A 23,259-nucleotide genomic window follows, 5' to 3' on the forward strand; every position below is an offset into this window, starting at 1 on the left:
TACGGCGGTGCGTCCCGGCCCCCCGCCGGGCGAGCCGCCGGCCGCCGCCGGTCCCGACCTGGCCCGACACCTGACACGCCTCGGCGACGACGCCCTCGTCCTCGGCCAGCGGCTGTGCCAGTGGATCACCCGCGCGCCGACCATCGACGAGGACCTGGCCCTGTCCAACATCGCCCTCGACCTCATCGGCCACGCCCGCACGCTCCTCTCCCGTGCCGGGCGCCTCGACGGGACAGGCCGCAGCGAGGACGACGTCGCCTACACCCGCTCGGAGCGCGAGTTCACCAACGCCCTGCTGACCGAACTCCCCAACGGCGATTTCGCCGTGACCGTGGCACGGCAACTCGCCTACACCCACTACGCCGTCCTCCACTACGAGGCCCTGGCGCACAGTGCTGACGCCGAACTCGCCGCGTTCGGCGTCCGGGCCGCCAAGGAGGTCGCCTTCCACCGGCTGCACGCCGACCGCTGGACGGTGACGCTGGGACGCGGCACCGCGGAGAGCACCCGCCGCATGCAACGGGCCCTGGAGCGGGTGTGGCCCTACACCGCCGAACTCTTCGAGGAGGACGACGTCCTGCGCCGCCTGGCCGCGTCCGGCACCGTGCCCTCACCGGCAGCGCTGCACGACACCTGGCGCGCCCGGGTCACCGAGGTCGTCACCGAGGCGGGACTCGCCGTGCCCGCTCCCACCTGGTCGGCCACCGGCGGCCGCTCGGGCCTGCACACCGAGGAGTTCGGCCCGCTGATCGCCGAACTGCAGTCCGTGCGACGGCAGTTCCCAGGAGGCACCTGGTGAGCGAACCCGCACCGGTCACGGCCCGCCTCTGCGCCGAGGAGGTGCGTGAGCGGGTGGCCGCCCTGCCGGACCCGGAACTGCCGGTGATCGGCCTCGGCGACCTCGGCGTGGTGCACTCCGTCGCCCCCGGCGCCGATGGTGTGCTGGAGGTGGAGCTCATGCCCACCTACCTGGGCTGCCCCGCGCTGCCCGAGATCACCGCGGCGGTGCGGGAGGTCCTGACCGCCTGCGGTCACCCCGACGGCCGCGTCCGGCACGTCCTCACCCCCGCCTGGACGACGGACCGCATCACCCCCGAAGGGCGCCGCGCCCTCGCCGCGCACGGCATCGCCCCACCCGTGTCCCCGGCACCGGGCGGCCCGGTCCCCGTCGCCCTGGGCGCGGTGCCCTGCCCGCACTGCGGCTCGACGGCCACCCGGCCGCAGAGCGCCTTCGGGCCGTCCCGCTGCCAGTCGGTGCTGTGGTGCACGGCGTGCCGCGAGCCCTTCCCCCACCTGACCGCGCTGTGAGGCACACCGTGAACAGCCCCCCGCCCGCCCTCCGCGACCAGGCGCCGGCCGGTTCCCGCCACCGCACCGGCCGGCACACACTCGACGTCACCGAGGTCCGGCACCTGACCGCCGACACGGTCGCCGTCACCCTCCACGTGCCCACCGAACTGCGTCACGTCTTCGCCCACCACCCCGGCCAGCACGTCGTCGTCCGGCACCGCCTGGCCGGTACCGAACTGCGCCGCAGCTACTCGGTCTGCCCGCCACCGAGCACACCGGAGGCGCTCCGTCTGGTGATCAAGAGGTCCGGCCCCGGCGGCTTCGGCGACCATGCCACCACCCGCCTTGCCGCCGGCGCGCTGCTGGAACTCTCGCCGCCCACCGGCACCTTCGCCCTGCCGGAGGTGCCGGGCGCCCATCACGTCCTCCTCGCGGGCGGCACCGGCATCACCCCCCTGGCCCCGATGGCCGTCCATGCCCTGCGGCGGGACCCGGCCTGCCGCGTCAGCCTCGTGCACTCGGTCCGCACCTCCGCCGACGCCGTGCTGGCCGACGAACTGGCCGAGACCAAGGACGAGTTCGTGGACCGCTTCACCGTCCTGTACGTGCTGACCCGGGAGGACCGGGGAAGTGGGAGCGGGCCGCTCGCCCGGCGGCTGGACGCGTCCGGGGTGCGCCGGCTGCTGGCGGCCGTGGACGCCCGTCCGGACCCGGACACCACATTCGCCCTGTGCGGACCGCCCGGTCTCGTCGCCACCGCACGGCGCGTCCTGGCCGAAGCGGGAGCCGACCCCTCGCTCGTCCGCTGGGAGCTGTTCACGGCCGACGGCACCGAGCCGACGCCGCCACGGCCGGCCGGACGAGCACCGGAGGCGGGGGAGTACCGGGTCACCGCCCTGCTCGACGGGCGCCGCCGGGCCGCCACCGTGCTGCCGGACGACCCGGCCCTGCTCGACGCCCTGCTGCGCAGCCACCCCGACGTGCCGTACGCCTGCCGTGAGGGCGTCTGCGGCAGTTGCCGCGCGAAGGTCCTGTCCGGGCAGGTGACGGCGGACGGCGAGCACGCCCTGGACGAACGGGACCGCGCCGCCGGCTACACCCTCGTCTGCCGCGCCAGGCCCCGCACCCCCGAACTCACCCTCGACTTCGACGCCTGACCCGCCCGCCCCGCCACCCCTCAGCGAAGGAGACCCACGATGACCGCCACCGACCGCCACGCGGGAAAGACCGCCCTGGTCACCGGAGGCAGCCGCGGCATCGGCCGAGCCATCAGCCACCGCCTCGCCCGCGAGGGCGCCCTCGTGGCGGTCCACTACGGCCACGACCTGACGGCCGCCGAGCGGACCGTCAAGGAGATCCAGGCCGACGGCGGCCGCGCCTTCCCCGTACACGCCGAACTCGGCGTCCCCGGCGACGCCGACACCCTGTGGGCCGCCTTCGACGAGGCCCTGGCGGGCCAGGACGCCCCGGCCGGCCTGGACATCCTCGTCAACAACGCGGGCATCACCGTCCCCCGCCCCATCGCCCAGGTGACCGAGGCCGACTACGACCGCGTCTTCGCCATCAACACCAAGGCGCCGTTCTTCATCATCCAGCGAGGACTGGACCGCCTCCGGGACGGCGGCAGGATCATCAACATCTCGTCCGTCGCGACCCGTATCGCCTTCCCGCCGATCGTCTCCTACACCATGACCAAGGCCGCCCTCGACTACCTCACCCTCTCCCTGGCCCAGGAGCTGGGCCCCCGGGGCATCACCGTCAACGCCGTCGCGCCCGGCTACACCGAGACCGAGATCAACCCCACCCTCGCCGTTCCGGAGATCCGCCGCCGCTACTCCGAGGCCTCCACGTTCGGCCGGCTCGGCGACCCGGCGGACATCGCGGACGTCGTCTCCTTCGTGGCGAGCGACGATGCCCGCTGGGTGACCGGCCAGTGGATCGACGCGTCCGGCGGCGCCCACCTCGGTGTGTGACACGTCCGCACCTCTAGGAGAAGTGATGAACGACCTCACGGCCACCCTCGACGGGCCGGCCACGGACGACACCCTGACCCGCCCCTTCGACGGCGCCAGCCCCTACGACACGTACGTGCACGCGTCCGTCCTCAACGCCCTGCAGCAGCCGCTCACCGAGGCCCCGGACGAGATGGGCTTCCTCGTCACCACCCAGGTGATGGAACTCTGGTTCACCCTCATCGTGCACGAGTGGCGCACGGCCAAGGTCGCCTTCGCCAAGGACGACCTGCCCGCCGCCCTGGACGCGCTGGTGCGCAGCCGCCGCGCGCTGACCGCCCTGGGCGGTGCCTGGGCGCCCATCGCCGCCCTGACCCCGGCCCAGTTCAACGGCTTCCGGGCCGCGTTCGGCCGGGCGTCGGGCTTCCAGTCGGCGATGTACCGGCACATGGAGTTCCTCCTCGGTGACAAGTCCGCCGGGCTGCTGCGCGCCCACCGCGGCGACCCCACCGTCCACGAGGCGCTCGCCGAGACCTACCGCGCACCGTCCCTGTACGACGAGGTGCTGGCCTACCTGCACCGCCAGGGCCTGCCCGTCCCGCGTCACGTCCGCGAACGGGACGTGACCGGCCCCTACGACAGCGACCCCGGGGTGGTGGAGGCCTGGCGGCACGTCTACGCCGGGCCGCAGCACCACCCCCACCTCGCACTCGGCGAACTGCTCACCGACATCGCCGAACTCGTCACCCGCTGGCGCACCGACCACGTCCTGGTGGTCCGCCGGGCCATGGGAGCCAAGCCGGGCAGCGCCGGATCGGCCGGGCTGGCCTGGCTGGAGCAGCGTGCGGCCCGGCCGGTCTTCCCCGAACTGTGGGAGGTGCGCGGTGACGTCTAGGACGATCTCCGCCTTCGCGGCCGAGGAGGAGCAGCGGGTCCTGAGCCTGAAGCCGGTCCTCGCACCGGTGCACGGCCGCTACGGGGACCACCCCCACCACTCCTACGACGCCTGGCCGTCCGAGGACCCCGACGCCCCGCTGGTGATCCTGCTGCACGGCGGCTACTGGCGCTACGACCGGATGCACCTGACCCCGTTCGCGGCCTGGCTCTCCACCCAGGGCTTCAGCGTGCTGCTCCCGGGCTTCCGCCGGTCCGGCGGCGCGGGCGGCTATCCCGAGACCTTCGACGACGTCGCCCGCATCGTGGACACCCTGCCCGAGGGGCGGCCCTACGTCCTGGCGGGCCACTGCTCCGGCGGGCACCTGGCCCTGTGGTGCGCCGCCCGCGGCCTGCTGCCGCCCGGCTCCCGCTGGCACACCCGCACCCTGCCGACCAGTGTGCTCGCCCTCGCGCCGATCACCGACCTCACCGCCACCCGCCGCGACCGCCTCAGCAACGACGCCGCCCTGCAACTCCTCGGCGGTGAGGAGCACTTCACCGAGCGTCTGGCCGAGGTCGACCCCCTCACCCTGCTGCGCGCCGCCGGGACCACCGGTGTCCCCACCGTGCTGCTGCACGGCGCCGCCGACGAGGAGGTCCCGCTCACCCAGTTCAGCGACTACGCGGCCGTGCACCGGGACCTCAGGACGGTCGTCCTGCCCGGCACCGGCCACTACACCCTCATCGAACCCGGAGCACCCGGCGCCCGCGCGGTCGCCGACACCCTCCGGGACATGGCGGCCGCCTTCCCCCCGGCGGACGCCGGCCGCGCGGGCGAGGAGGCCGCACACCGATGACCACCGCACTCTCCGCCGCCACCGCCCTGGGCGAGCAGGCCGCACAGCTCGACGCCGACGACCCCCTGGCCCCCCTCCGCGAACGGTTCCTGCTCCCGCCGGACGTCGTCTACCTCGACGGCAACTCCCTGGGCCCGCTGCCCGCCGCCGTGCCGGCGGCCCTCGAGGACGTCGTACGGCGCCAGTGGGGCACCGGACTCATCGGCTCCTGGAACGCGGCCGGCTGGTGGCACGCACCGCTGCGCGTGGGCGACGCCATCGGCACGCTCATCGGGGCCGCGCCGGGGCAGACGATCGCGGGCGACTCCACCAGCGTGCAGTTGTTCACCGCGCTCGACGCCGCCGCCGCGCTCCGGCCGGACCGCCCCCTGCTGGTCACCGACCCCGGGCACTTCCCCACCGACCGCTACCTCGCCGACGCGGTCGCCCGCCGCCGCGGCCTTGAGGTACGGCACGTACCGCCGCCGGACCTCGCGCGCTTCCTCGCCGCCGAGGGCCGACGGGTCGCCGTCGTCAGCTACTCGCCCGTCGACTTCCGCACCGGGGAGCTGTACGACATGGGGGCCCTGACCCGGGCCGCTCACGACGCGGGCGCCCTCGCGCTGTGGGATCTGTGCCACGCCGCCGGCGCCCTGCCCCTGGAGGTCGACGCCCTCGGCGTGGACCTTGCGGTCGGCTGCGGCTACAAGTTCCTCTCCGGCGGCCCGGGCGCCCCCGCCTTCCTCTACGTGGCACAGCGTCATCACGCCGAGCTGGAGACGCCCCTGCCCGGCTGGACCGGCCACGCCGACCCGTTCGGCCTGGCACGGGACTACATCCCCGCGCCCGGCATCGCCCGCGCCCGCATCGGCACCCCGCCGATCCTGTCCCTGCTCGCCCTCGAAGCGGCCCTCACCGCCTTCGACGGCGTCGACCTGCACCAGGTCCGCGCCAAGAGCCTGTCCCTGACGGGCTTCCTCCTGCGGTGCGCGGAGAGCCTCCTGGCGCCCCTGGGCTTCACCTCCGTCACCCCGTCCGACCCCGGCCGCCGCGGCAGCCAGGTCACCCTGCGCCACCCCCACGCCCACGGACTGGCCGTCGCCCTGGCCGGGCGCGGTGTCGTGGCCGACATGCGCGCGCCCGACCTGCTCCGCTTCGGCGTCAACGCCCTCTTCACCAGTCACGGCGACCTGCTCACCGCCGCTTCGCGCCTGCGTGACCTCACCGTGGAGGGCGCGTACGACCCGGCTCCCCTCGGCGCGGGACCGGTGACCTGAGCGGGCCGTCACGCGGCGGCTGCCACGACGTCACGGCTGCGCTGGTGGTCCTTGAAACGATCGGGTCGGTGGTGTCGGTGGGTTACCCACCCGAGTAGCGCCGGTGGTCACATCCGCCAATGGGCCTGCGGCGTATCCTGTACCGAGTGATCGAGCAACTGGTGCCTCCGACCGTCGTAACGGTGGAAGCCTACGGTCAGGACGACGCGGACCTTGAGCTCTTCCCCGAGGAAGCGGCGCTGATGACGCGTGCGGTCGCCAAACGGCGGAGGGAGTTCGCCGTCGTGCGCTCCTGCGCCCGGCGCGCCATGGAGAAGCTCGGTGTGCCGCCGCAGCCGGTCCTGTCGGGGGAGCATGGTGCCCCATGCTGGCCGGCCGGACTGGTCGGCAGCATGACCCACTGCGAGGACTTCTGCGCCGCCGCGCTTGCCCGCGCAGCGGATCTGGCCTCGCTCGGCATAGACGTCGAGATGCACCGGCCCTTGCCCGACGAGGTACTGGCGACGGTGTCCCTGCCGGCCGAGGTGAACCGGCTGCGGCGGCTATCCGAGCGGCGCCCCGACGTGCACTGGGATCGGCTGCTGTTCAGCGCCAAGGAATCCGTCTACAAGGCGTGGTTCCCCCTCACCCGAGAGTGGCTCGACTTCACGGAGGCCGACATCGAATTCTCCGAGGACGGCCGCTTTCGCGCGGCGCTCCTCGTCCCCGGCCCCCAGGTGGGCGGCCACCGCCTCGACCACTTCGAAGGCCGGTGGACGGCGGAACTGAGCCTGATCGCCACGGCCGTGGCGGTCCCGCACACCTGAAGAAGACCCCGTGCCGGGACCACGGAGCACGCAGATTGAGGAGTTCCGCGGACGGCGACCTGCGGATTCGTGAGCGGACCCGGCCGACCCCACTCCCGCCCTCACCTCGAGCAGCGGCTGATCGGGTAGCCGCCCCGCTCCCCGGCAGGGGCAGGACACGCTTGGCCGCTGCTTCAGCAGGACGAGTTGGCGCAGCGGTTCCACCGCATCGACCGTGGCTTGGTGGAACGACTGCAACGGGCCGGGGCCCGGGTTGTCGGCGACGGCTGAAATGTGGACCAGTAACGACGCTCGAAAGCTGACCCTCTCCAGGGGGCTGGCTCGTTGAGCCAGGCCGGGAGGATGGGTGCCCAGCGTGGAAGACTGGGCGGACTTCCGCCAGTTGCTCCGGGCCGAGCAGATGCCGGTGCGAGCGATCGTACGGAAGCTGGGTTCTCGAGGACACCGTCCGCAGGGCGATCGCGGACGACGCGCCGCCGAAATACCGGCGGGCGCGGAAGGGCGGCACAACGTCCGCGTTGACGGACTTGGACGCGGCGGCAGCCGGGAGACGGCGTTGTGAAGGGGGCCGGGACAGGGACGCGCCGCCGAGGCCGGTCCCGTCGTCTGCTCCAGGCGGGCTGTGGCCCGCGATGTCGTGCCCTTCGCCGCCGGACTGGGCCACGATCGTTTCGCCCGGTCCGGCCACGATCGCGACGCCCTGGCCGCGCCTTCCGCGCCGCCATGGACACCCAGGCACCCGGCTCGCCCGGGTCTTCAAGAGAAATGCACTCCAACGGCCCTGTTGCCGTCGCTCTTGCTGAGCACGTCGCCACGGCCGCCATTAGCGTTTCCGCCAGACGGAGCGCCCGTCACGCACAGACTCGCACGAGACACGTCACCACCAAGGTGAGCGTGACGAGGATGTCCAGTGCTGCTGCCGCCGGGCTTCTCGTACGCACTCGCCCACGGCCCCGGGAACCGGGCGCCCCTCCTGCCTCAACCAACCCCACACGCCACCGTCCGGCTGCGTCGACTACGGACAAGGCCCGGCAACACCGGACCGGCCCTGTTCCATCCCACGAACACGGAGGCGACCATGAGCTTCGCCGGCCGACCCTTCACCACCCTCGCGATCGCGGTTCTCGGCTGTTGTGCCGGGCTCACCCTCATCGGGCCCGCATCGGCCGACGTGGTCCCCCCGCAGACAGCTCCCCCTGCCGCACCCCGCCCTGACGACGACTCCTCGGCGAAGAGCCGCGTCATCCGTGTGGAAGCCCGGCTGTCCGTCGGCGAGGAACTCGATCTGGGGACGGCGGGCCGCAGTGCGGGCGATCAGTTCGTCTTCGGCGGAGATCTGACGTCGACCGAGGGAGGCGAGGAACACGTCGTCGGGAGCATCGGCGGGTTCTGCGTCACCACCGACCTCGAACGCAACGCGGGACAGTGCGCGTCGACCGCGGTGCTGCCGGAAGGCCAGATCACCGTTCAGGGCCGGCAAGCCGGCATTCCCGTACCGGGTCCGGTCGTCAACGCGGTCACCGGAGGCACCGGGGCGTTCCGTCGGGCTCATGGCCAGGTGACCCAACGGGTGTTGACGCCGGCGACCTGGCAACTCACCTTCGGACTCCTCGACGTGCGGCCTTACCGGCCCGAGGACGGCCGCGGTCCGGACGAGGCGCCGAGGCCCGTGCGTCCGTCACTCCCCGGCAAGTAGCCGCGTCGAACAGCCCTCGTGGTCGACCGTGAGGCGCACCGGTTCGAAGACGGTGCGCAGCACGTCGGGACACGCACCCATCGCCACACGTGGAGACATCGTGATCAAGAATCTCCGTAGGCTCGCAGGCTGGGGTGTCGTCGTGGCGGCCACCGCCACGGCCGTCACGGCCACGATCGGCGTGACCGCCGGTGGCCCTGGGAACCCGCAGCCGACCGGCCCACAGGCCGCCCGCTCCACGGCCGGTCAGGGACCAAAGACGCAAACCGAGCCCCGGTCGGCGGAGCATCGGCGGATCGCCTCATCGGTCCTCGGCAAGGACGTGAAGTACACACTCACCGCCCTGAGATCGCGGACCGAGCCCCTCGCGGCATCCGTGCGCCTCGAGGTCTTCACCTTCGACGGCACCTGGAGGGAAACGGACCGTGCTCTGGTGGGCGAGGCCGATTCCTGGTTCTGGTTCCCGCTGACCGGCCGCCACGCGGTGTGTGCATTCTCCACCTCCAGTACCCAGCCCGCACCCGTCGCAGTCAGCTTGCTGATCACGCCGTCAGTGGGCTGCTCACCGACGGAGAACTTCCGCATCGACAACGGCCGGATCGTCCCTGCCTGAACAACGACCTCGGCAGGCGGCCGCACGGACGCGCCGCCCTCCACCGGAGCGGGGCGGGCACCTCCATGTGGGTGATGCCTGCACACCCTCGGTCTTCGTCCGCAACGGCATGCTCCGCATGGCCGACGTGGAAGAACCCCAGAACTCGCCTCCTCAACTTCATTCTGGTTCCGAGATGCAAGCTGGTGCGGTTCGCGCGAATTCCCTACGTCGAGACGCGGAACGCGGGACAGACGTGCAGCTGCACCAGCTGGATCGAGGGAACGCCGCAAGGTCCCGAACCCCGCACAGTTCGGTTCCGAGAGCGACCGAGAACATCGCGTTCTATGCGCGTTAGCGGAGGGTTAAGGAATAGGGAATGCGGCATGTTTTCCGTGAAATAACCGAGGAGTGAACCCGTCAGTCCCTGTCGCCACATATGTAATTCCCGTTACTCTGACGAAGCCGCCGCCCCGGGGGAAGGGCTTGGCGGCGGTTGTCCTGGGCGGGGGCGGCAGGTGCGAGCGATGGCCGCCGCGCAACGTCCGTTTTCACGAATGGTGGGGAACCAACGATGCGACGCATGACCACTGTCCTTCTGTCCCTCAGCGCCCTGGCGGCGACCTCGGCGCTGGGCGCGCCCGCCGTGGGGGCCGCCCCCCAGGTCGCCCCGGCCGCGATGCAGTCCGGCTGGGAGAAGATCGACGACGCCGCCGAACTGGCGCGGATAACCGAGGAGTCGGGTGACGCGCAGACCGCGCGCGCAGCCGCCGCCCCGGAGCCCACCGCGCTGGCCGTGGAATCGGCCAAGAACAACAAGTTCGTCGCCACCGAGAAGACGTACGCCGCCCCGAACACCGCTGCCCTGCGCGCCCGTTCCGACGTCTACGGCGGCTCCTGGGAGGGCTTCACCTTCGAGTGGATCGGGGAGGAGAGCACCTTCGCCATGAAGTCCCGGGCCAACGGTCTGTATGTGGCTGTCGAGAAGAACTACACCGGCACCTCGCAGAACCTGCTGCGTGCCCGTTCCGCGAGCGCGGGCGGCTGGGAGCGGTTCGTCCTCTACTACAACGAGACTCTGGACCGCTTCGCCATCCAGTCCGAGCTGAACGGCCTGTTCGTCGCCATGGAGAACAGCTACACCGGCACGCTCCAGTACGCCCTGCGCGCCCGCTCGACCGACGTCTCCGGCTCGTGGGAAGAATTCAACCTCTACACGATCTGACTGGCCTGTAGGTCGTGAACGTCCCTGCCCGCTAGGGCACCTGTTCCCAGGGCAGGGACGTCGTCATGGTGAAGGTTCTTCTGAGGCACCATATGATCGTCGATCGAGCCGTCGGTGCAGCCCACCCCATAAGACGTCATTTCTCATGGGAGTTCACTCAGGAGACACTTGGAGACGCGCCCGGGCCGTTTCCGCCGAGGCGAGCCGGCCCGGACCGTCAGCGCGGCGGCAGCCGGTGGAGGGTCACCTCCGAGAGCCGGCCGTCGGTGATCGCGGCGGTCATATAGGTGCAGTGGGGCTGTCGGCGCCGGTCCGTCGGCGACCCCGGATTGAGCAGGCGAAGTCCCGTGGGAGCTGTGGTGTCCCACGGGATGTGACTGTGTCCGAACACGAGCACGTCGAGGTGCGGGAAGCGTTCGGCGCACCGTTTCTCCCGCCCCTGCGCGGAACCTGTCTCATGGATCACCCCGAAGCGCAGCCCGTCGAGTTCCGCGCGGGCCACCTCCGGCAGCCGGGCGCGCAGCGCGGGGCCGTCGTTGTTGCCGTACACGGCGAGGAGCCTGCGGCTGCGGCTCTCGAGCAGGTCGAGGGTGTCGGTGTCGACCCAGTCCCCCGCGTGCACGACGAGGTCGGCACGGGGGATCTCCGCCAGCAGCGGTTCGGGCAGCTTCTTGGCGCGTTTCGGCAGATGGGTGTCGGACATCAAGAGCAGACGCACGATGGGCAGCATAAAGGGTGTTGCACACGGCTGCGTCTGGGCAGGTCAGGGCCCTGATCACAGTCTTCTTGTCATGATGTGAGTGCGAGGTTGTGCCTGTGGGCGACGGCTTGGACGGCGTGGTGGAGGCCGTCGCGGTACGGTCGGCAGTCGCGGAGGATCTTGTAGTTCCTCGTGCGGCCGATCACATGCTCCACTCGGGCACGCACGTTGCGGTGGGTGGCATTGTCCGCTTCTTCACCGGCCAGCAACAGTCGGCGAGGGCCTTTGCGGTGCGGCACGACCGATTCGCCCGCGGCCGGTCGGTTGTCGACCGGTAGGGCCGACCCCACCACGGATTTTCGGGCACACCGGCTCGTGCCACGCCCCCACCGTTCCTAGCGTTCTTGCATGACGGAAACGCAGCGATCGCGCACCCCAACCCGGTTACTTGATGTCGACGCGCTGCGCGGGTTCGCACTGTTCGGCATCCTTGTCGTGAACCTCGCGTACTTCGCCTCCGGTTACCCGTTCCACCTCGTCGCCGATCCGGCGCACGGCTCCTGGCGGGACGACTCCGTCGAGTTCGGGGTCCGGTTGCTGTTCGAGATGAAGTTCTACCTACTGTTCTCGTTCCTGTTCGGCTACAGCTTCACCTTGCAGTTGGCCGCCGCGGGCACCGCCGGTGCGAACTTCACCGCGCGGTTCGTCCGCCGGCTCGGCGGGCTTTTCGTGCTCGGCGGCCTGCATGCGGTGCTGCTGTTCCAGGGCGACATCCTGACCACCTACGCGCTGCTTGGCCTTGTTATGCTTGCCGTGCACCGGATCCAGCCGAGAACCGCGGTCATCGCCGCGGGCGCGATCGTCAGTGTCATCGCGGTCGGGATGGCCGTGGCTGCGCTGGCCGGCGTTGAAATGGTCACGGACCAGGACGCCGCGCTCGCCGACGGTCGCGCGTCGACCGATGCGCTGGCCGGTGGCCTGGGTTCGGTGATCGACGAGCACCTGCGCTCGCTGCCGACGATGGCCGCCAGTCTTGCTGTGCAGGGCCCGCTCGCGCTTGCCGCGTTCCTCGTCGGGCTGGCCGCCGGCCGGCGGAAGTTGCTCACCGACGGGATTGGCAGGCGCACAGTCGTGCTGCGCCGACTGGAGCTGGTCGGGTACCCGATCGGGCTCGCCGGCGCGCTGGTGTTCGCGGTCGGCGGCGGCACCGCGAGCCCGGCCGCGCTGGCGGCGAGCATCCTCACCGCGCCGTTGCTGGTCAGCGCCTATGTGGCGACCCTGCTACGGGTGTTCGCCACCCCGCGCGGCGGCCGGCTGGCACGGGCGCTCGCGCCAGCCGGCCGGATGGCGCTGTCGGACTATCTCGGTCAGTCTCTGCTGGGCGTGCTGATCTTCACCGGCGTAGGGCTTGGGCTGACCGGAGACACGCCGCCGACGGTCGTGCCGGTCGTCGCCGTCGGCATCTTCGCGGTCCAACTGGAGTTGAGCCGACGCTGGCTCGCGCGGTACCGGTACGGCCCAGCCGAATGGGTACTGCGGGCCGTCACGAACGTGGAGCGTCCCCGGATGCGCCGCTGATTTCGTCGGGCAGGGTGTCGGTGTCGGTCGGGGTGTGGATTGTGGTTGGTCGTGTGCCGGGGGGTGGGCCGGGGGGTAGGGGTGGGTGCCGTCGCTTGCGTTGGGGATGTGGCCGGTGATCCAGTGTGTGTGGTCGGTGGCCAGGAAGGTGACGATGTCGGTGGGGTGGCCGAGGCGGTTGGGTGGCCGGGGGGAGGGGGGGGCCGTGGGCGCCCTTGGGGGGTGGGGGGGTTGGGGTGCCGGTGGGTGGTTCGGTGGCCTCGCGAGGACTCACGCCTTTCCGTTCCGGAGTTCCACCACCTCGAGCGTCCCGGTCCGTCCCTGGGGCCGGTGCTCGCGGGGCGTTGGAGAGCCCTGGCTCGAGCCCGTACCGGGCGGCCGCACGAGTGCTTCTCCATCAGCGGCGCGTAGCTTCCCGGCAGGGTGAACGACCTCGCACCGCACCGCGTGTCCGCCGACGTGGCTGTCTGCACTCGCGGACCAGCATCGACAGGAGCCGACACACGTATGTCTGTGGAAATCATTGTCCCTGACGTGACAGGGGAGTGTGACAAGGAAGTCCGCCGGCTCGACCGGGTGGTGATCAGGTTCGCGGGGGACTCGGGTGACGGGATGCAGCTCACCGGTGACCGTTTCACCTCGGAGACCGCGTCCTTCGGCAACGATCTGTCCACGCTGCCGAACTTCCCTGCCGAGATCCGTGCCCCGGCCGGCACGCTGCCGGGTGTGTCGTCGTTCCAGCTGCACTTCGCCGATCACGACATCCTCACCCCGGGTGACGCGCCGAACGTGCTGGTGGCGATGAACCCGGCGGCGCTGAAGGCGAACATCGGGGATCTGCCGCGCGGGGCGGAGATCATCGTCAACACCGACGAGTTCACCAGGCGGGCGATGGCGAAGGTCGGCTACGACGCCAGCCCGCTGGAGGACGGTTCGCTGGACGGCTACCACCTGCACCCGGTGCCGCTCACCACGCTGACGGTGGAGGCGCTCAGGGAGTTCGACCTCACCCGCAAGGAGGCCGAGCGCAGCAAGAACATGTTCGCGCTGGGTCTTCTGTCGTGGATGTATCACCGGCCGACGGAGGGGACGGAGGCGTTCCTGCGGTCGAAGTTCGCGAGGAAGCCGGACATCGCGGCGGCGAACATCGCGGCGTTCCGTGCGGGCTGGAACTTCGGGGAGACCACGGAGGACTTCGCGGTCTCCTACGAGGTGGCGCCGGCGGCGGCGGCGTTCCCGCCGGGCACCTACCGCAACATCTCCGGGAACCTGGCCCTGTCCTACGGGCTGATCGCGGCTTCGCGTCAGGCGGATCTGCCGCTGTTCCTGGGCTCGTACCCGATCACTCCGGCCTCGGACATCCTGCACGAGCTGAGCAGGCACAAGAATTTCGGTGTGCGCACGTTCCAGGCGGAGGACGAGATCGCCGGGATCGGGGCGGCGCTGGGGGCGGCGTTCGGCGGTTCGCTGGCGGTGACCACCACCTCCGGGCCGGGGGTGGCGCTCAAGAGCGAGACGATCGGGCTGGCGGTGTCGCTGGAGCTGCCGCTGCTGATCGTGGACATCCAGCGTGGGGGGCCGTCGACGGGGCTGCCGACGAAGACGGAGCAGGCGGATCTGCTGCAGGCGATGTACGGCCGCAACGGTGAGGCGCCGGTGCCGGTGGTGGCGCCGAGGACGCCGGCGGACTGTTTCGACGCCGCCCTGGAGGCGGCGCGGATCGCGCTGGCCTACCGCACCCCGGTGTTCCTGCTCTCCGACGGGTATCTGGCCAACGGCAGCGAGCCGTGGCGGATCCCGGAGCTTGAGGAGCTGCCGGATCTGGCGGTGCAGTTCGCGCGGGGCCCCAACCACACCACGGCCGAGGGCACGGAGGTGTTCTGGCCCTACAAGCGCGACCCGCACACCCTGGCCCGTCCGTGGGCGATCCCGGGCACGCCGGGTCTCGAGCACCGCATCGGCGGGATCGAGAAGCAGGACGGCACCGGGAACATCTCCTACGACCCGGCCAACCACGACTTCATGGTCCGCACCCGGCAGGCCAAGGTCGACGGCATCGACGTCCCCCGCCTTCAGGTCGACGACCCCGACGGCGCCGCCCGTCTGCTGGTGCTGGGCTGGGGCTCCACCTACGGGCCGATCACCGCGGCGGTACGGCGCCTGCGCCGGGCCGGACAAGCCGTGGCGCAGGCCCATCTGCGCCACCTCAACCCCTTCCCGCCCAACCTCGGCGACATCCTGCGCAGATACGACAAGGTGGTGATCCCCGAGATGAACCTCGGGCAGCTCGCCACACTCATCAGGGCGAAGTACCTGGTCGACGTCCGTTCCCACCACCAGGTCAACGGCATGCCGTTCAAGGCGGAGCAGCTCGCCGACGCACTGCGGGAGATCCTCGATGAGAACTGAACTGCGCCTGTCCGCCAAGGACTTCAAGTCCGATCAGGAGGTGCGCTGGTGCCCGGGCTGCGGTGACTACGCCGTGCTGGCCGCCGTGCAGGGCTTCATGCCGGAGCTGGGCCTGGCCCGGGAGAACATCGTGTTCGTCTCCGGCATCGGCTGTTCCTCCCGTTTCCCGTACTACATGAACACCTACGGGATGCACTCCATCCACGGCCGCGCCCCCGCCATCGCCACCGGACTCGCCACGAGCAGGCGCGACCTGTCCGTGTGGGTCGTCACCGGCGACGGCGACGCGCTGTCCATCGGCGGCAACCACCTCATCCACGCCCTGCGCCGCAACGTCAACCTCAAGATCCTGCTGTTCAACAACCGCATCTACGGCCTCACCAAGGGCCAGTACAGCCCCACCTCCGAGGTCGGCAAGATCACCAAGTCGACCCCGATGGGCTCCCTCGACGCGCCCTTCAACCCCGTCTCGCTGGCGATCGGCGCGGAGGCGTCCTTCGTCGCCCGCACCGTCGACTCCGACCGCAAACACCTCACCGAGGTGCTGCGCCAGGCCGCCGGCCACCCCGGCACGGCGCTGGTGGAGATCTACCAGAACTGCAACATCTTCAACGACGGCGCCTTCGACGTCCTCAAGGACCGCCGGCAGGCCGAAGAAGCCGTCATCCGCCTCGAACACGGCCGGCCGATCCGCTTCGGCGCCGACGGCGGCAAGGGCGTCGTCCGCGACCCGGCAACCGGTGACCTGAAGGTCGTCGCCGTCACCCCGGAGAACGAGGCGGACATCCTCGTCCACGACGCCCACAACGCCTCCCCGACGACCGCGTTCGCGCTGTCCCGGCTCGCCGACCCCGACACCCTGCACCACACCCCCATCGGGGTGTTCCGCTCCGTCGGCCGGCCGGTCTACGACACCCTCATGGCCGACCAGCTCGACACCGCCGTCGACCGGCACGGCAAGGGCGACCTCGCCGCACTCCTCGCCGGCGGCGACACCTGGACCGTCGCCGGCTGAACACCGACACGGGAGGGCCCCGGCATCCGAGACCTGCGGGGGCGGGGGGGGCGGCTGTCAGTCCCGTCCCCGCAGGAACAGCCCGACCACCACGCCCGTCCCCACCACTTCCGACACCCCGATGACCAGTCCGGGTGCGGCCACCGTGCCGGCCGCGCCGGACAGTGCGGTCGCCACGCCCTGCGCCGTCGTCATCCCGCTGGTCTGCACGGTGAACAGGTGTCCGCGGTAGGCGGGTTCGGTCGCCGCCGGGATCAGCGGGTCGATTCCCTGGTTGCAGGCGAAGCCGGCCCCGGAGAGGGCCAGCAGCGCCACCGCGGCCGGTACGGGCGGTCCCAGGAGGAACGCGGCCGGCGGGGCCTGGGAGCACACCAGCAGGGGGACGACCAGCCGCCGCCGGCGTGCCGGTGAGAGCCGGGCCACCGCCGTCTCGCCGAGCACCGTGCCGGCCGCGTATCCGGTGAAGAGGGCGCCCGCGGCGGTGGCGGGGGCGCCGGCCTGGGCGGTGTAGGCGACGGCCGGGCCGTCGCCCACCGCGGAGAACCCGGGCACGGCCCAGTCAGCAGGACGAGCGGGCGGACCTTGCGGTCGGCGAACAGGCGCCGCAGGCCGTCGGCGGAGTCCGCGAGGACTCCGGCGGGGGAGCGGCGGCCGTCCGGGGCGAGCGCGGGTGTCGCGGGTGTGCACGGGCCGGCCAGGGCGGCGGACACCAGCAGGCTCGCGGCGTCGGCGGCGAGCATCCGGTACGGTCCGACCGCGGCGACCAGGACGCTGCCCAGGGCGAATCCGGCGACGACGGCGGTCTGGCCGACGGTCCGCAGCAGTGAGCGGCCGACCGGGAACAGGTCGTCGTCCGGCAGCTGGGTCAGGCTCGCGGTGCGGGCGCCCCTGCGTGACGGGTGCGACGAAGCCGGTGCACAGCAGCAGGAGCAGCAGCGCGGCCACGGGCAGGCCGGGCAGGAGCATGGCGGCGACGCAGGCGGCGGCGAGCAGGTCGCAGCCGGCCAGGACCCGGCGGGGCGGGAAGCGGTCGGCGAGCGCGGACAGGGCGGTGCCGCCGACGGCGTGCGGCGCGAAGGCGCAGACCAGCACGAGCGACGACAGCAGCGGGGAGCCGGTGCGCTGGTGGACGAGGATCGACGGGGCCACCTCGGCGGCCAGCTTCCCGGCCGTCGAGACGGCGTGGGCGGCGCCTCGGCGGCCAGTTTCCCGGCCGTCGAGACAGTGTGGGCGGCGAACACGGCCCGCGTGCCCGGGGCCCGCAGCACCGCCCGGTAGCCGGGCGCCGCGGCCGCGGGGGCAGGCGCCGGTTGTGCTCCGGTCCGTCCCACAGGTGGTCTCCTCGCTCGTGCGCCGTGCCGGTCCGCCGGCGCCACGGGCCCGCCGGGTACGGGGCGTCCCGTACCCGGCGGGCCAGGTGCTCGGCTCAGTCCCGCGTGTGGGGGACTCGTCCCGCGTGGCGGGGGATTCAGTGGACGTGACGCATCGCTGTCACCTCCCGGAGGTCTCGGCGGCAGGGGGCTCGTTCCGGCGGCGCCTGCGGGGGCGCGTTCAGGACGAAACTCGCAGGGAGTACATCCCGTGTTCGGTCACGTCGGGCCGCGGCACCGGCTCGGCCGCCGGCCGGGCCTGGGGGAACCGGCGGCCGATGGTGCCGAGGACGTGGCGGGCGACCTCCACGGCGACCTGGGCGCCGAGGCAGGCGTGCGGGCCCCGGCCGAAGCCCGGATGGCGGTTGGGTGTGCGGTCCCACACGAGCCTGTCGGGCTCGGGGAAGACGGAGGCGTCCCGGTCGGCGGCGCCGAGGAAGCAGGAGACGATCTGGCCCCGGCGGATGCGCCGCCCGCCCAGCACGGTGTCGCGGACGCAGGCGCGGCTCTCCACGTGCACGGGGCCGCAGTGGCGGACCAGTTCGTGGACGGCCCTTGTCGGTGTCCACCACGACGCGCTCGCCCGGCGGGACGCGCAGCAGGGTCAGCAGTCCGGTGGCGAGGAACCGGCTGGCCGTCTGGAAGCCGGCCTGCAGCACCACCCGCAGCGAGTTGAGCACGACCTCGCGGTCCACGCAGGCGTCCGGCGCCTTCGCCACGTGCCGGGCGAACCCGTCCGGCAGGCCTCGACGACCTGATGGCCTACGCCAGCCCCGCCCAGGCTGAACTCGTGCCGGGCTGGCGGGACTTCAACCGCAGCGTCGGCGACAGCGGCAACGTGGGTGTCTGGCACGAGGCCTGCGTGTCCCGTCCCGACCGCATGCACGTCATCTACCGGAGCATGCCGCTGTTCGGCATGGCCAAGGCGACCGAGCACGCCCCACCGGGGCGGCGACGGCCTGGTCGTGGCGGCCCGGCCCCCGCAGGGCCGGGCCGCCGCCTGAGAGGAGAAAGGCCGTGACCACCACCCCCAGCCCCCCGGCGGCCACCGCCCGGGGGGCGCCCTGGCCGGCGCCGCACCCCCGCCCGCCCCCGGCTGCTGCTCCTCGGCCTGTTCATGTCCTTCATCGAGGTCACCGCGGCCATCTCCACCCTGCGCGCCATGCAGGTCGACCTCGGCGTGGCGCCGGCCGACCTCAGCTGGGTCTCCAGCACCTACACCCTGGTGGTGGCCGCCGGGGTGCTCTCCGGCGGAGCCTTCGGCGAACGCTACGGCAGACGCCGCGTGTTCCTCCTGGGCGTCGCCGCGCTCGCCGCCGGCTCCCTGGCCGTGGCCGTGAGCGACGGCTTTGCGCAGGTCCTGGCCGGCCGGGCGCTCAGCGGCGTCGGCGGGGCCCTGGTCCTGCCCACCTCCCTCGCCCTGATCACCACGTCTTTCACCGACCCGCGGGAACGCGGACACAGGATCTCGGTGTGGGTGTCGGTCTCCGGCCTCGGGCTGGCTGGCCCTCGGGCCGCTCATGCGGGGCAGGCTGGCCCCCAGGCAGCGACGGCCTCCTCGCCACGCATCAGCCTCCCCGCCGGCCCGGCCCCGTACTTGCCGCACGGTTCTTCCTGCCTCCATGCGGGCAGGGCCTGCTCGAGCACCCGTGGTGGAACACGGCACAGGGTGGCTACACGGACGCGTGCCTGGGCGTTGAGGTGGATCGCGCTGTCCGGGTACAGCACGCCGGTGAGGTTCTGCTGGCCGCCGACGTCGGTGACAGCGGCGAGCAGGCCGCGGATGGTGAGGTGGTGGCGGGCGGCAAGCCTGGTCAGGAACGACAGGGTCAGCTCTCCCGGCAGCGGAGCCACCCGTCCTGCCGCGCCGCAGCCCATGGCAGGGCACGATGCCACAGGACGCCGCCGGCTTGCCTCCCGTACGCCCGCTTGCGGGCGTACGGCGGGTCGCGGTCGTGCTGAGCTGCTGGGTCACGCCGGATGCCTCTGCTGCGGTCGTGCGGGGACGGGCCGGCCGGGCCTGGGCTTCGGCTGCCGCGTCGAGTTCGGCCTCGCTCAGCAGCTGCTTGGTGATCCGTTCGGCGCCTTCCACGATGGCCACCAGGGCGGCTTCGCGGATGAGGTGGGAGAGGCTGCCGATCCGCCCTGCGGTGCGGGCGTGGAGGTAGGCGGCGTGCTTGACCAGGGCTCCGGGCCGGTGTGCGCGCAGCTCAGCAGGTCTTCCATGGCCTTGTACGAGGTCGTTCCAGACCGCTCGGTCCTGCTCGGTGGCATACGCCAGTGGGCGGTGGCGGAAGATCTTGAATCGGCCGGCGACCTGCGCTCCGCGCACCCGCTGAGCAGTGAGGAGGTCTCGACGTCGAATCGCGGAGTACACGAAGGTGGCCGGGATGCGTTTCGCCGAGGTGCTTCAGCTGGTCGGAGGTTTCCGCGCCGGCGCGCCGCTGGGTGTCCAGGAGGTGGACATCATCGATGAGGACCAGCTGGGTGCCCAGTTCGCACACCGTGTCGCATACGGCGCTGGTGATCTGGGTCTGGTTGAGGCGGTCGGTGAGGGGCATGCCGAGGAACCGGGCGAATGCGCTGACGAGCATCTTGGGGGTGGCGGCCGGCGGCACGCTGATGAACAGCACCGGTCTTCTGCCGTCCTGGCCGGGTGCCGGCGGGCGTCGGCCGGCTGGAAGGAACGCCCGAGCGCCATCATCGTGGTGGTCTTACCCGTCGTGGCCGGGCCGGGGATGATCAGGCCGCGGCGGGCGCCGGCCTGCCGGCGGCGGTTGAGCAGCAGCCTGCGTAGGGCGGTGAACACGCTGTCCATGGCCGGGTGCGCATGACGGCGAGTGGCGGAGTGGTGGTCCTCGCGCTCCGCCTGGGACCAGGCGCCGTCGGTGACGTCACGCGCGGACGCCGGGGCTCGGTGGACGAAGCGTCCCATCCCTGCCATCCGGTCGCCAGGGTCAGCGGGGTGAAGCCGACGGTACCGGTGGAGACCGGGCTCACCCTGGCGGGGACTCCTCGAAAGGGGTCGTGGACCGTGACCTGGGGACGTCTTGGCGCAGGCGGGCCGGTTTGCCGCGCCGGTTGGGGAGTCACTCTGTGGTGCGTGTTCAGCCGGCCAGATGCTCAGGGCGCCGTCGTCGGTCAAGGGCTCCTCGTCGTCCGCTGCTGTCGTCCGAAGACGTCCTCACCAGCTCATCGGCTTCCGCTCCTCTGCGTGTGCCGTTACAGGGACCCCCCACATCGCACCCTCGGTTGCGGCGGTGCGGGCGCGGGCGGCGACGACCCTTTTCCCGCCCGGGTGCCCTGTCCGGCGGCACCGCGTTCCAGCAGCTCGCGCAGGGCGAACGCCAGGTCCGGGTTCGTGGCTCGCGCAGGGCGAACGCCAGGTCGTGTTCGTGGCTCACGCGGTCTGCGCGCCGGGCGACGGTGCGCTTGATGTCTGCGGGTGAAGTCGGTGAACGGGGCGCTGATCCAGGGTGTGGCGGATCCACGGCACCGCTTCCCACCCGTACCCCGCGCGGCTGGTCAGGCTTCGGCAGCCGTACCCGGATCCGGCCGGGACCGTGCGGGTTGCAGTGGATCTCCCCACAGGCCGTCCGCCGTCGGCGAATGCTCGCCGCGGTAGGGGCTTGGGGACCTTGTGGTCGTAGGTGCGGTGGTCGATGCGGATGCCGTAATCGTTGATCTGTTGCCGCTTGACGGGCATGAGCTCGATGAAAGTCCTCACGGCCCAGTGGCACCGGGACGTACCCGCACACGGCGATCAGCGCCGCCCCCATCTTCGGCGACAGCGCACAGGGGCGTCATCGGTGCCGGTCTCAGCCGGGGCCGGCGTCCGCACCGCCTCTCCTTCGGCGTCTTTCCCGCGCTCGCCGGTGTGCGAGCCCGTGCAGGCGGCCACGTGCTGCACGAACAGTGTGTTGATCGAGGAGAAGGTGCGCTCTACGTGCTCCTTGGCCGGCCCGTTGCCCGGCGGTGCGGGCTGCACGCACATGCCCAGCGACTCGCAGGCGGCGATGAACGAGGACGAGATGAACACCTTGCCCTGGCCGACGAGGATGGTCTGCGGGTGATCACCGGCCCGCGCCGCTGCGCCTTCCAGCGGGCATCCACGCTCAGCAAGCCGCTCGTACGGCACCACCGGGTGTTTCCATCGCCAGCGCCTCGGCCCAGCCTGGCCTCATGGGCGCCGGGACCGTCATCTGTGCCGGCAGCTGCGCCGCGTCGACGCTGCGGGCCTCCTTTCGCGCGCAGCACGGCCGCGCGGTGGTCCGGGTGGCGACATCGAGCGCGATGGTCAGCTCGGGCCGTTCCACCACACCGTCGTCGAGGACCACGAAGGCGTCCAGCACGGTGCTGTCCGTCATCACCAGCTCACCCGGTGCCATCACCGTCGTCGGGACGAACGGGGGAGCCGGCCTCGCTGAGCGCCAGCGGCGCTGCCGCGCACTGTCCAGCAGCCCGCGCCCGTCGGCGAGGGCGTGCGCGAGCCGGTTGAACGTCGCACTCGAGGGCAATGGCACCACCCCCTGCCCGTACTGCTCGGCCAGCAGCCGCTCGGTGTGCACCCGCAGCCGTCCCAGTGTCCCGCTGGAACGCTCCCGCCCCGCCTCCAGCACCTCCCGCGCGGCCACCACCCGCTCGTTTGCACGCCCCAGCGCCGTCCGCGGGCGGGTGGCACGGTGGTCCACCAGCCCCCGCACCCCGTCCTGCCGGCAGCGGGCGCGCATCCGCCGCACCGTCACCGCGCCGGTGGGCATCCCGGCCGCCGACAGCTCCGCCGCCTTCGCCTCCTCCCGCTGCGCCGGCGTCCGCGTCTGCGGGCCGTACTCCGCACCCCGCGGACCCGCGCCCGCCGGGCCCGCCCGGCTGCCCCGTCTCCACCTCCCGCACACGGCCGTTCCCACGCCAGGGCCCGCTCGCGCACCGCCTCGGGCAACGACTGCAGCAAGCCCAGCGGCGGCACCCCGGACACCCCCGGCGCGTCCAGGACGTCGAATCCCGCATCGGCGAACGGCAGCGACAGCAAAACCGCCGCTACCGCACCGTCCTCGGCGACCAGCCGTACCTGCCCGTCAGCAAGGGCCGCCACCGTCCAGGTACGCCCCCCGGACCACACCTGGCATCCCAGTTCCACCACCGGCCTGCCCGGCATCCCGCTGCCCGCCCTCACTCTGCCGCCGGGGCCCACACCGGCATCCGCTCCTGCATCGCTGCCCCCAGGTCCGCCGCCGGCCGTCCCGCCCGCAGGGCATGGAACAGCGCGGGAAGCACCAGCAGCGGATCCCCGAAACGTGCGTACGCCCTCCCGCAGCGGCGCCGGCTCGGCGAACGCCTCCTGCAGCGCGTCAGCCAGCAACCCGCCACCGTGGTGCCGGGGGTGCCGGTATCCGGCCAGCCAGGTCACATTGCGCCGGTAGACCGGATCGACAGGCCCGAGCATCCACTACCGCAAGCCCGCCGCCGTACAGATCTCTGCGACCACCGCAGCAACAGACCGCCGGCCCCGAGAGAGCTCTTGCCTTGCTGTGCAGTCGGCGAGCACTCCCTGGCCCTCAGCCGGCAGGCCGGGCGGCCAGACTGCTGACACGCGGGTCGCGGTCGAGGAGCATCACGTGCAGTCGCATCGCTGCCGGC

23 protein-coding genes and 2 pseudogenes are annotated in these 23,259 nt (G+C 72.1%); 17 read left to right on the top strand and 8 right to left on the bottom strand.

Annotation, left to right across the window (positions count from 1 at the left end):
* Nucleotides 1-7 precede the first annotated feature (7 nt).
* The 11 genes from paaC (at nt 8) to ELQ39_RS32265 (ending at nt 10,550) form a co-directional block, all read left to right on the top strand.
* A complete protein-coding gene (paaC, locus tag ELQ39_RS32210; protein WP_242595702.1) occupies nt 8-799 on the top strand; it encodes a 1,2-phenylacetyl-CoA epoxidase subunit PaaC in 792 nt (263 codons plus the stop codon).
* The gene (gene paaD, locus ELQ39_RS32215) at nt 796-1,308 is read left to right on the top strand and encodes a 1,2-phenylacetyl-CoA epoxidase subunit PaaD (RefSeq protein ID WP_242595495.1); all 513 of its coding nucleotides are present in this window, start codon (nt 796-798) and stop codon (nt 1,306-1,308) included. Before paaC ends, paaD begins: the two co-directional genes overlap by 4 nt.
* Nucleotides 1,309-1,316: 8 nt before the next feature.
* Entirely contained in the window at nt 1,317-2,447 is a 1,131-nt protein-coding gene (locus ELQ39_RS32220; protein WP_242595497.1) for a 2Fe-2S iron-sulfur cluster-binding protein, read from the top strand.
* 39 nt (nt 2,448-2,486) lie between these two features.
* The gene (locus tag ELQ39_RS32225; RefSeq protein WP_242595499.1) at nt 2,487-3,263 is read left to right on the top strand and encodes an SDR family oxidoreductase; all 777 of its coding nucleotides are present in this window, start codon (nt 2,487-2,489) and stop codon (nt 3,261-3,263) included.
* A gap of 25 nt (nt 3,264-3,288) precedes the next feature.
* Nucleotides 3,289-4,137, top strand: a complete 849-nt coding sequence (locus ELQ39_RS32230) for a tryptophan 2,3-dioxygenase (protein ID WP_242595501.1) — start codon at nt 3,289-3,291, stop codon at nt 4,135-4,137.
* Nucleotides 4,127-4,975 carry an alpha/beta hydrolase family protein gene (locus ELQ39_RS32235; RefSeq protein ID WP_242595503.1) on the top strand — a complete coding sequence of 283 codons (849 nt, stop codon included), beginning with the start codon at nt 4,127-4,129 and terminating at the stop codon, nt 4,973-4,975. Before ELQ39_RS32230 ends, ELQ39_RS32235 begins: the two co-directional genes overlap by 11 nt.
* The gene (locus ELQ39_RS32240) at nt 4,972-6,231 is read left to right on the top strand and encodes a kynureninase (protein ID WP_242595505.1); all 1,260 of its coding nucleotides are present in this window, start codon (nt 4,972-4,974) and stop codon (nt 6,229-6,231) included. The genes ELQ39_RS32235 and ELQ39_RS32240 overlap by 4 nt, the downstream gene beginning before the upstream one ends.
* 146 nt (nt 6,232-6,377) lie before the next feature.
* Nucleotides 6,378-7,037, top strand: a complete 660-nt coding sequence (locus ELQ39_RS32245) for a 4'-phosphopantetheinyl transferase family protein (RefSeq protein WP_242595507.1) — start codon at nt 6,378-6,380, stop codon at nt 7,035-7,037.
* A 910-nt stretch (nt 7,038-7,947) separates the two neighbouring features.
* Nucleotides 7,948-8,733: a dirigent protein gene (locus ELQ39_RS32255; protein ID WP_242595508.1), complete on the top strand. Its 786-nt coding sequence runs from the start codon at nt 7,948-7,950 to the stop codon at nt 8,731-8,733.
* 142 nt (nt 8,734-8,875) lie between these two features.
* Nucleotides 8,876-9,346, top strand: a complete 471-nt coding sequence (locus ELQ39_RS32260) for a hypothetical protein (RefSeq protein WP_400765161.1) — start codon at nt 8,876-8,878, stop codon at nt 9,344-9,346.
* Between the two features lie 562 nt (nt 9,347-9,908).
* On the top strand, nt 9,909-10,550 hold the full coding sequence (locus tag ELQ39_RS32265) for a fascin domain-containing protein (RefSeq protein ID WP_242595509.1): 642 nt from the start codon (nt 9,909-9,911) through the stop codon (nt 10,548-10,550).
* 217 nt (nt 10,551-10,767) lie between these two features.
* Here ELQ39_RS32265 and ELQ39_RS32270 read toward each other — a convergent pair whose 3' ends face one another.
* Together ELQ39_RS32270 and ELQ39_RS32275 are read right to left on the bottom strand one after the other, a co-directional pair.
* The gene (locus ELQ39_RS32270) at nt 10,768-11,268 is read right to left on the bottom strand and encodes a metallophosphoesterase family protein (protein ID WP_242595510.1); all 501 of its coding nucleotides are present in this window, start codon (nt 11,266-11,268) and stop codon (nt 10,768-10,770) included.
* Between the two features lie 71 nt (nt 11,269-11,339).
* Nucleotides 11,340-11,552 (bottom strand): annotated as a pseudogene (locus tag ELQ39_RS32275) (IS5/IS1182 family transposase); the annotation flags it as partial.
* Between the two features lie 106 nt (nt 11,553-11,658).
* On the opposite strand from ELQ39_RS32275, the gene ELQ39_RS32280 reads away from it, so the two are divergent.
* The 3 genes from ELQ39_RS32280 to ELQ39_RS32290 all read left to right on the top strand — a co-directional run bounded on the left by ELQ39_RS32280 (nt 11,659) and on the right by ELQ39_RS32290 (nt 16,252).
* Nucleotides 11,659-12,828: a DUF418 domain-containing protein gene (locus tag ELQ39_RS32280; protein WP_242595511.1), complete on the top strand. Its 1,170-nt coding sequence runs from the start codon at nt 11,659-11,661 to the stop codon at nt 12,826-12,828.
* Nucleotides 12,829-13,335: 507 nt separating this feature from the next.
* Nucleotides 13,336-15,237, top strand: coding sequence for a 2-oxoacid:acceptor oxidoreductase subunit alpha (locus ELQ39_RS32285; RefSeq protein WP_443334323.1), 1,902 nt, complete (start codon nt 13,336-13,338; stop codon nt 15,235-15,237).
* Nucleotides 15,227-16,252: a 2-oxoacid:ferredoxin oxidoreductase subunit beta gene (locus ELQ39_RS32290; protein WP_242590677.1), complete on the top strand. Its 1,026-nt coding sequence runs from the start codon at nt 15,227-15,229 to the stop codon at nt 16,250-16,252. The genes ELQ39_RS32285 and ELQ39_RS32290 overlap by 11 nt, the downstream gene beginning before the upstream one ends.
* A gap of 57 nt (nt 16,253-16,309) precedes the next feature.
* On the opposite strand, the gene ELQ39_RS32295 is transcribed toward ELQ39_RS32290, so the two are convergent.
* The gene (locus ELQ39_RS32295) at nt 16,310-16,804 is read right to left on the bottom strand and encodes a hypothetical protein (RefSeq protein ID WP_242590676.1); all 495 of its coding nucleotides are present in this window, start codon (nt 16,802-16,804) and stop codon (nt 16,310-16,312) included.
* Between the two features lie 129 nt (nt 16,805-16,933).
* On the opposite strand from ELQ39_RS32295, the gene ELQ39_RS32300 reads away from it, so the two are divergent.
* Entirely contained in the window at nt 16,934-17,530 is a 597-nt protein-coding gene (locus ELQ39_RS32300) for a hypothetical protein (RefSeq protein WP_242590675.1), read from the top strand.
* 273 nt (nt 17,531-17,803) lie between these two features.
* Here the strand turns inward: ELQ39_RS32300 and ELQ39_RS32305 are convergent, their stop codons facing one another.
* On the bottom strand, nt 17,804-18,163 hold the full coding sequence (locus ELQ39_RS32305; RefSeq protein ID WP_277994764.1) for a cytochrome P450: 360 nt from the start codon (nt 18,161-18,163) through the stop codon (nt 17,804-17,806).
* Nucleotides 18,164-18,379: 216 nt separating this feature from the next.
* Between ELQ39_RS32305 and ELQ39_RS32310 the strand changes: the two genes are divergently transcribed.
* Nucleotides 18,380-18,643, top strand: a complete 264-nt coding sequence (locus ELQ39_RS32310) for a monooxygenase family protein (RefSeq protein ID WP_242590673.1) — start codon at nt 18,380-18,382, stop codon at nt 18,641-18,643.
* A 96-nt stretch (nt 18,644-18,739) separates the two neighbouring features.
* A pseudogene (locus tag ELQ39_RS32315) lies at nt 18,740-19,063 on the top strand (MFS transporter); the annotation flags it as partial.
* Nucleotides 19,064-19,140: 77 nt separating this feature from the next.
* Here ELQ39_RS32315 and ELQ39_RS32320 read toward each other — a convergent pair.
* The 4 genes from ELQ39_RS32320 to ELQ39_RS32335 form a co-directional block, all read right to left on the bottom strand.
* Nucleotides 19,141-19,476, bottom strand: a complete 336-nt coding sequence (locus tag ELQ39_RS32320; protein WP_242595512.1) for a TniQ family protein — start codon at nt 19,474-19,476, stop codon at nt 19,141-19,143.
* Nucleotides 19,477-19,832: 356 nt separating this feature from the next.
* The gene (locus tag ELQ39_RS32325; RefSeq protein WP_242595704.1) at nt 19,833-20,216 is read right to left on the bottom strand and encodes a hypothetical protein; all 384 of its coding nucleotides are present in this window, start codon (nt 20,214-20,216) and stop codon (nt 19,833-19,835) included.
* Nucleotides 20,217-21,385: 1,169 nt separating this feature from the next.
* The gene (locus tag ELQ39_RS32330; RefSeq protein ID WP_242595515.1) at nt 21,386-21,763 is read right to left on the bottom strand and encodes a transposase family protein; all 378 of its coding nucleotides are present in this window, start codon (nt 21,761-21,763) and stop codon (nt 21,386-21,388) included.
* Nucleotides 21,738-22,517 (bottom strand): hypothetical protein, encoded by a 780-nt coding sequence (locus ELQ39_RS32335; protein ID WP_242595517.1) that lies wholly within the window; start codon nt 22,515-22,517, stop codon nt 21,738-21,740. The genes ELQ39_RS32330 and ELQ39_RS32335 overlap by 26 nt, the downstream gene beginning before the upstream one ends.
* Nucleotides 22,518-23,259: the final 742 nt, after the last annotated feature.

The sequence above is a fragment of the Streptomyces sp. GB4-14 genome (genome assembly GCF_022696125.1).
GTDB classification, from domain to species: domain Bacteria; phylum Actinomycetota; class Actinomycetes; order Streptomycetales; family Streptomycetaceae; genus Streptomyces; species Streptomyces werraensis.

Excerpts from the sequence above, each read along its gene's own strand:
- ELQ39_RS32225 (WP_242595499.1), top strand. The coding sequence starts at position 2,487 with ATGACCGCCACCGACCGCCACGCGGGAAAGACCGCCCTGGTCACCGGA.
- ELQ39_RS32230 (WP_242595501.1), top strand. The coding sequence starts at position 3,289 with ATGAACGACCTCACGGCCACCCTCGACGGGCCGGCCACGGACGACACC.
- ELQ39_RS32240 (WP_242595505.1), top strand. The coding sequence starts at position 4,972 with ATGACCACCGCACTCTCCGCCGCCACCGCCCTGGGCGAGCAGGCCGCA.
- ELQ39_RS32265 (WP_242595509.1), top strand. The coding sequence starts at position 9,909 with ATGACCACTGTCCTTCTGTCCCTCAGCGCCCTGGCGGCGACCTCGGCG.
- ELQ39_RS32280 (WP_242595511.1), top strand. The coding sequence starts at position 11,659 with ATGACGGAAACGCAGCGATCGCGCACCCCAACCCGGTTACTTGATGTC.
- ELQ39_RS32285 (WP_443334323.1), top strand. The coding sequence starts at position 13,336 with ATGTCTGTGGAAATCATTGTCCCTGACGTGACAGGGGAGTGTGACAAG.
- ELQ39_RS32290 (WP_242590677.1), top strand. The coding sequence starts at position 15,227 with ATGAGAACTGAACTGCGCCTGTCCGCCAAGGACTTCAAGTCCGATCAG.
- ELQ39_RS32310 (WP_242590673.1), top strand. The coding sequence starts at position 18,380 with ATGGCCTACGCCAGCCCCGCCCAGGCTGAACTCGTGCCGGGCTGGCGG.
- ELQ39_RS32325 (WP_242595704.1), bottom strand. The coding sequence starts at position 20,216 with ATGCTCGTCAGCGCATTCGCCCGGTTCCTCGGCATGCCCCTCACCGAC.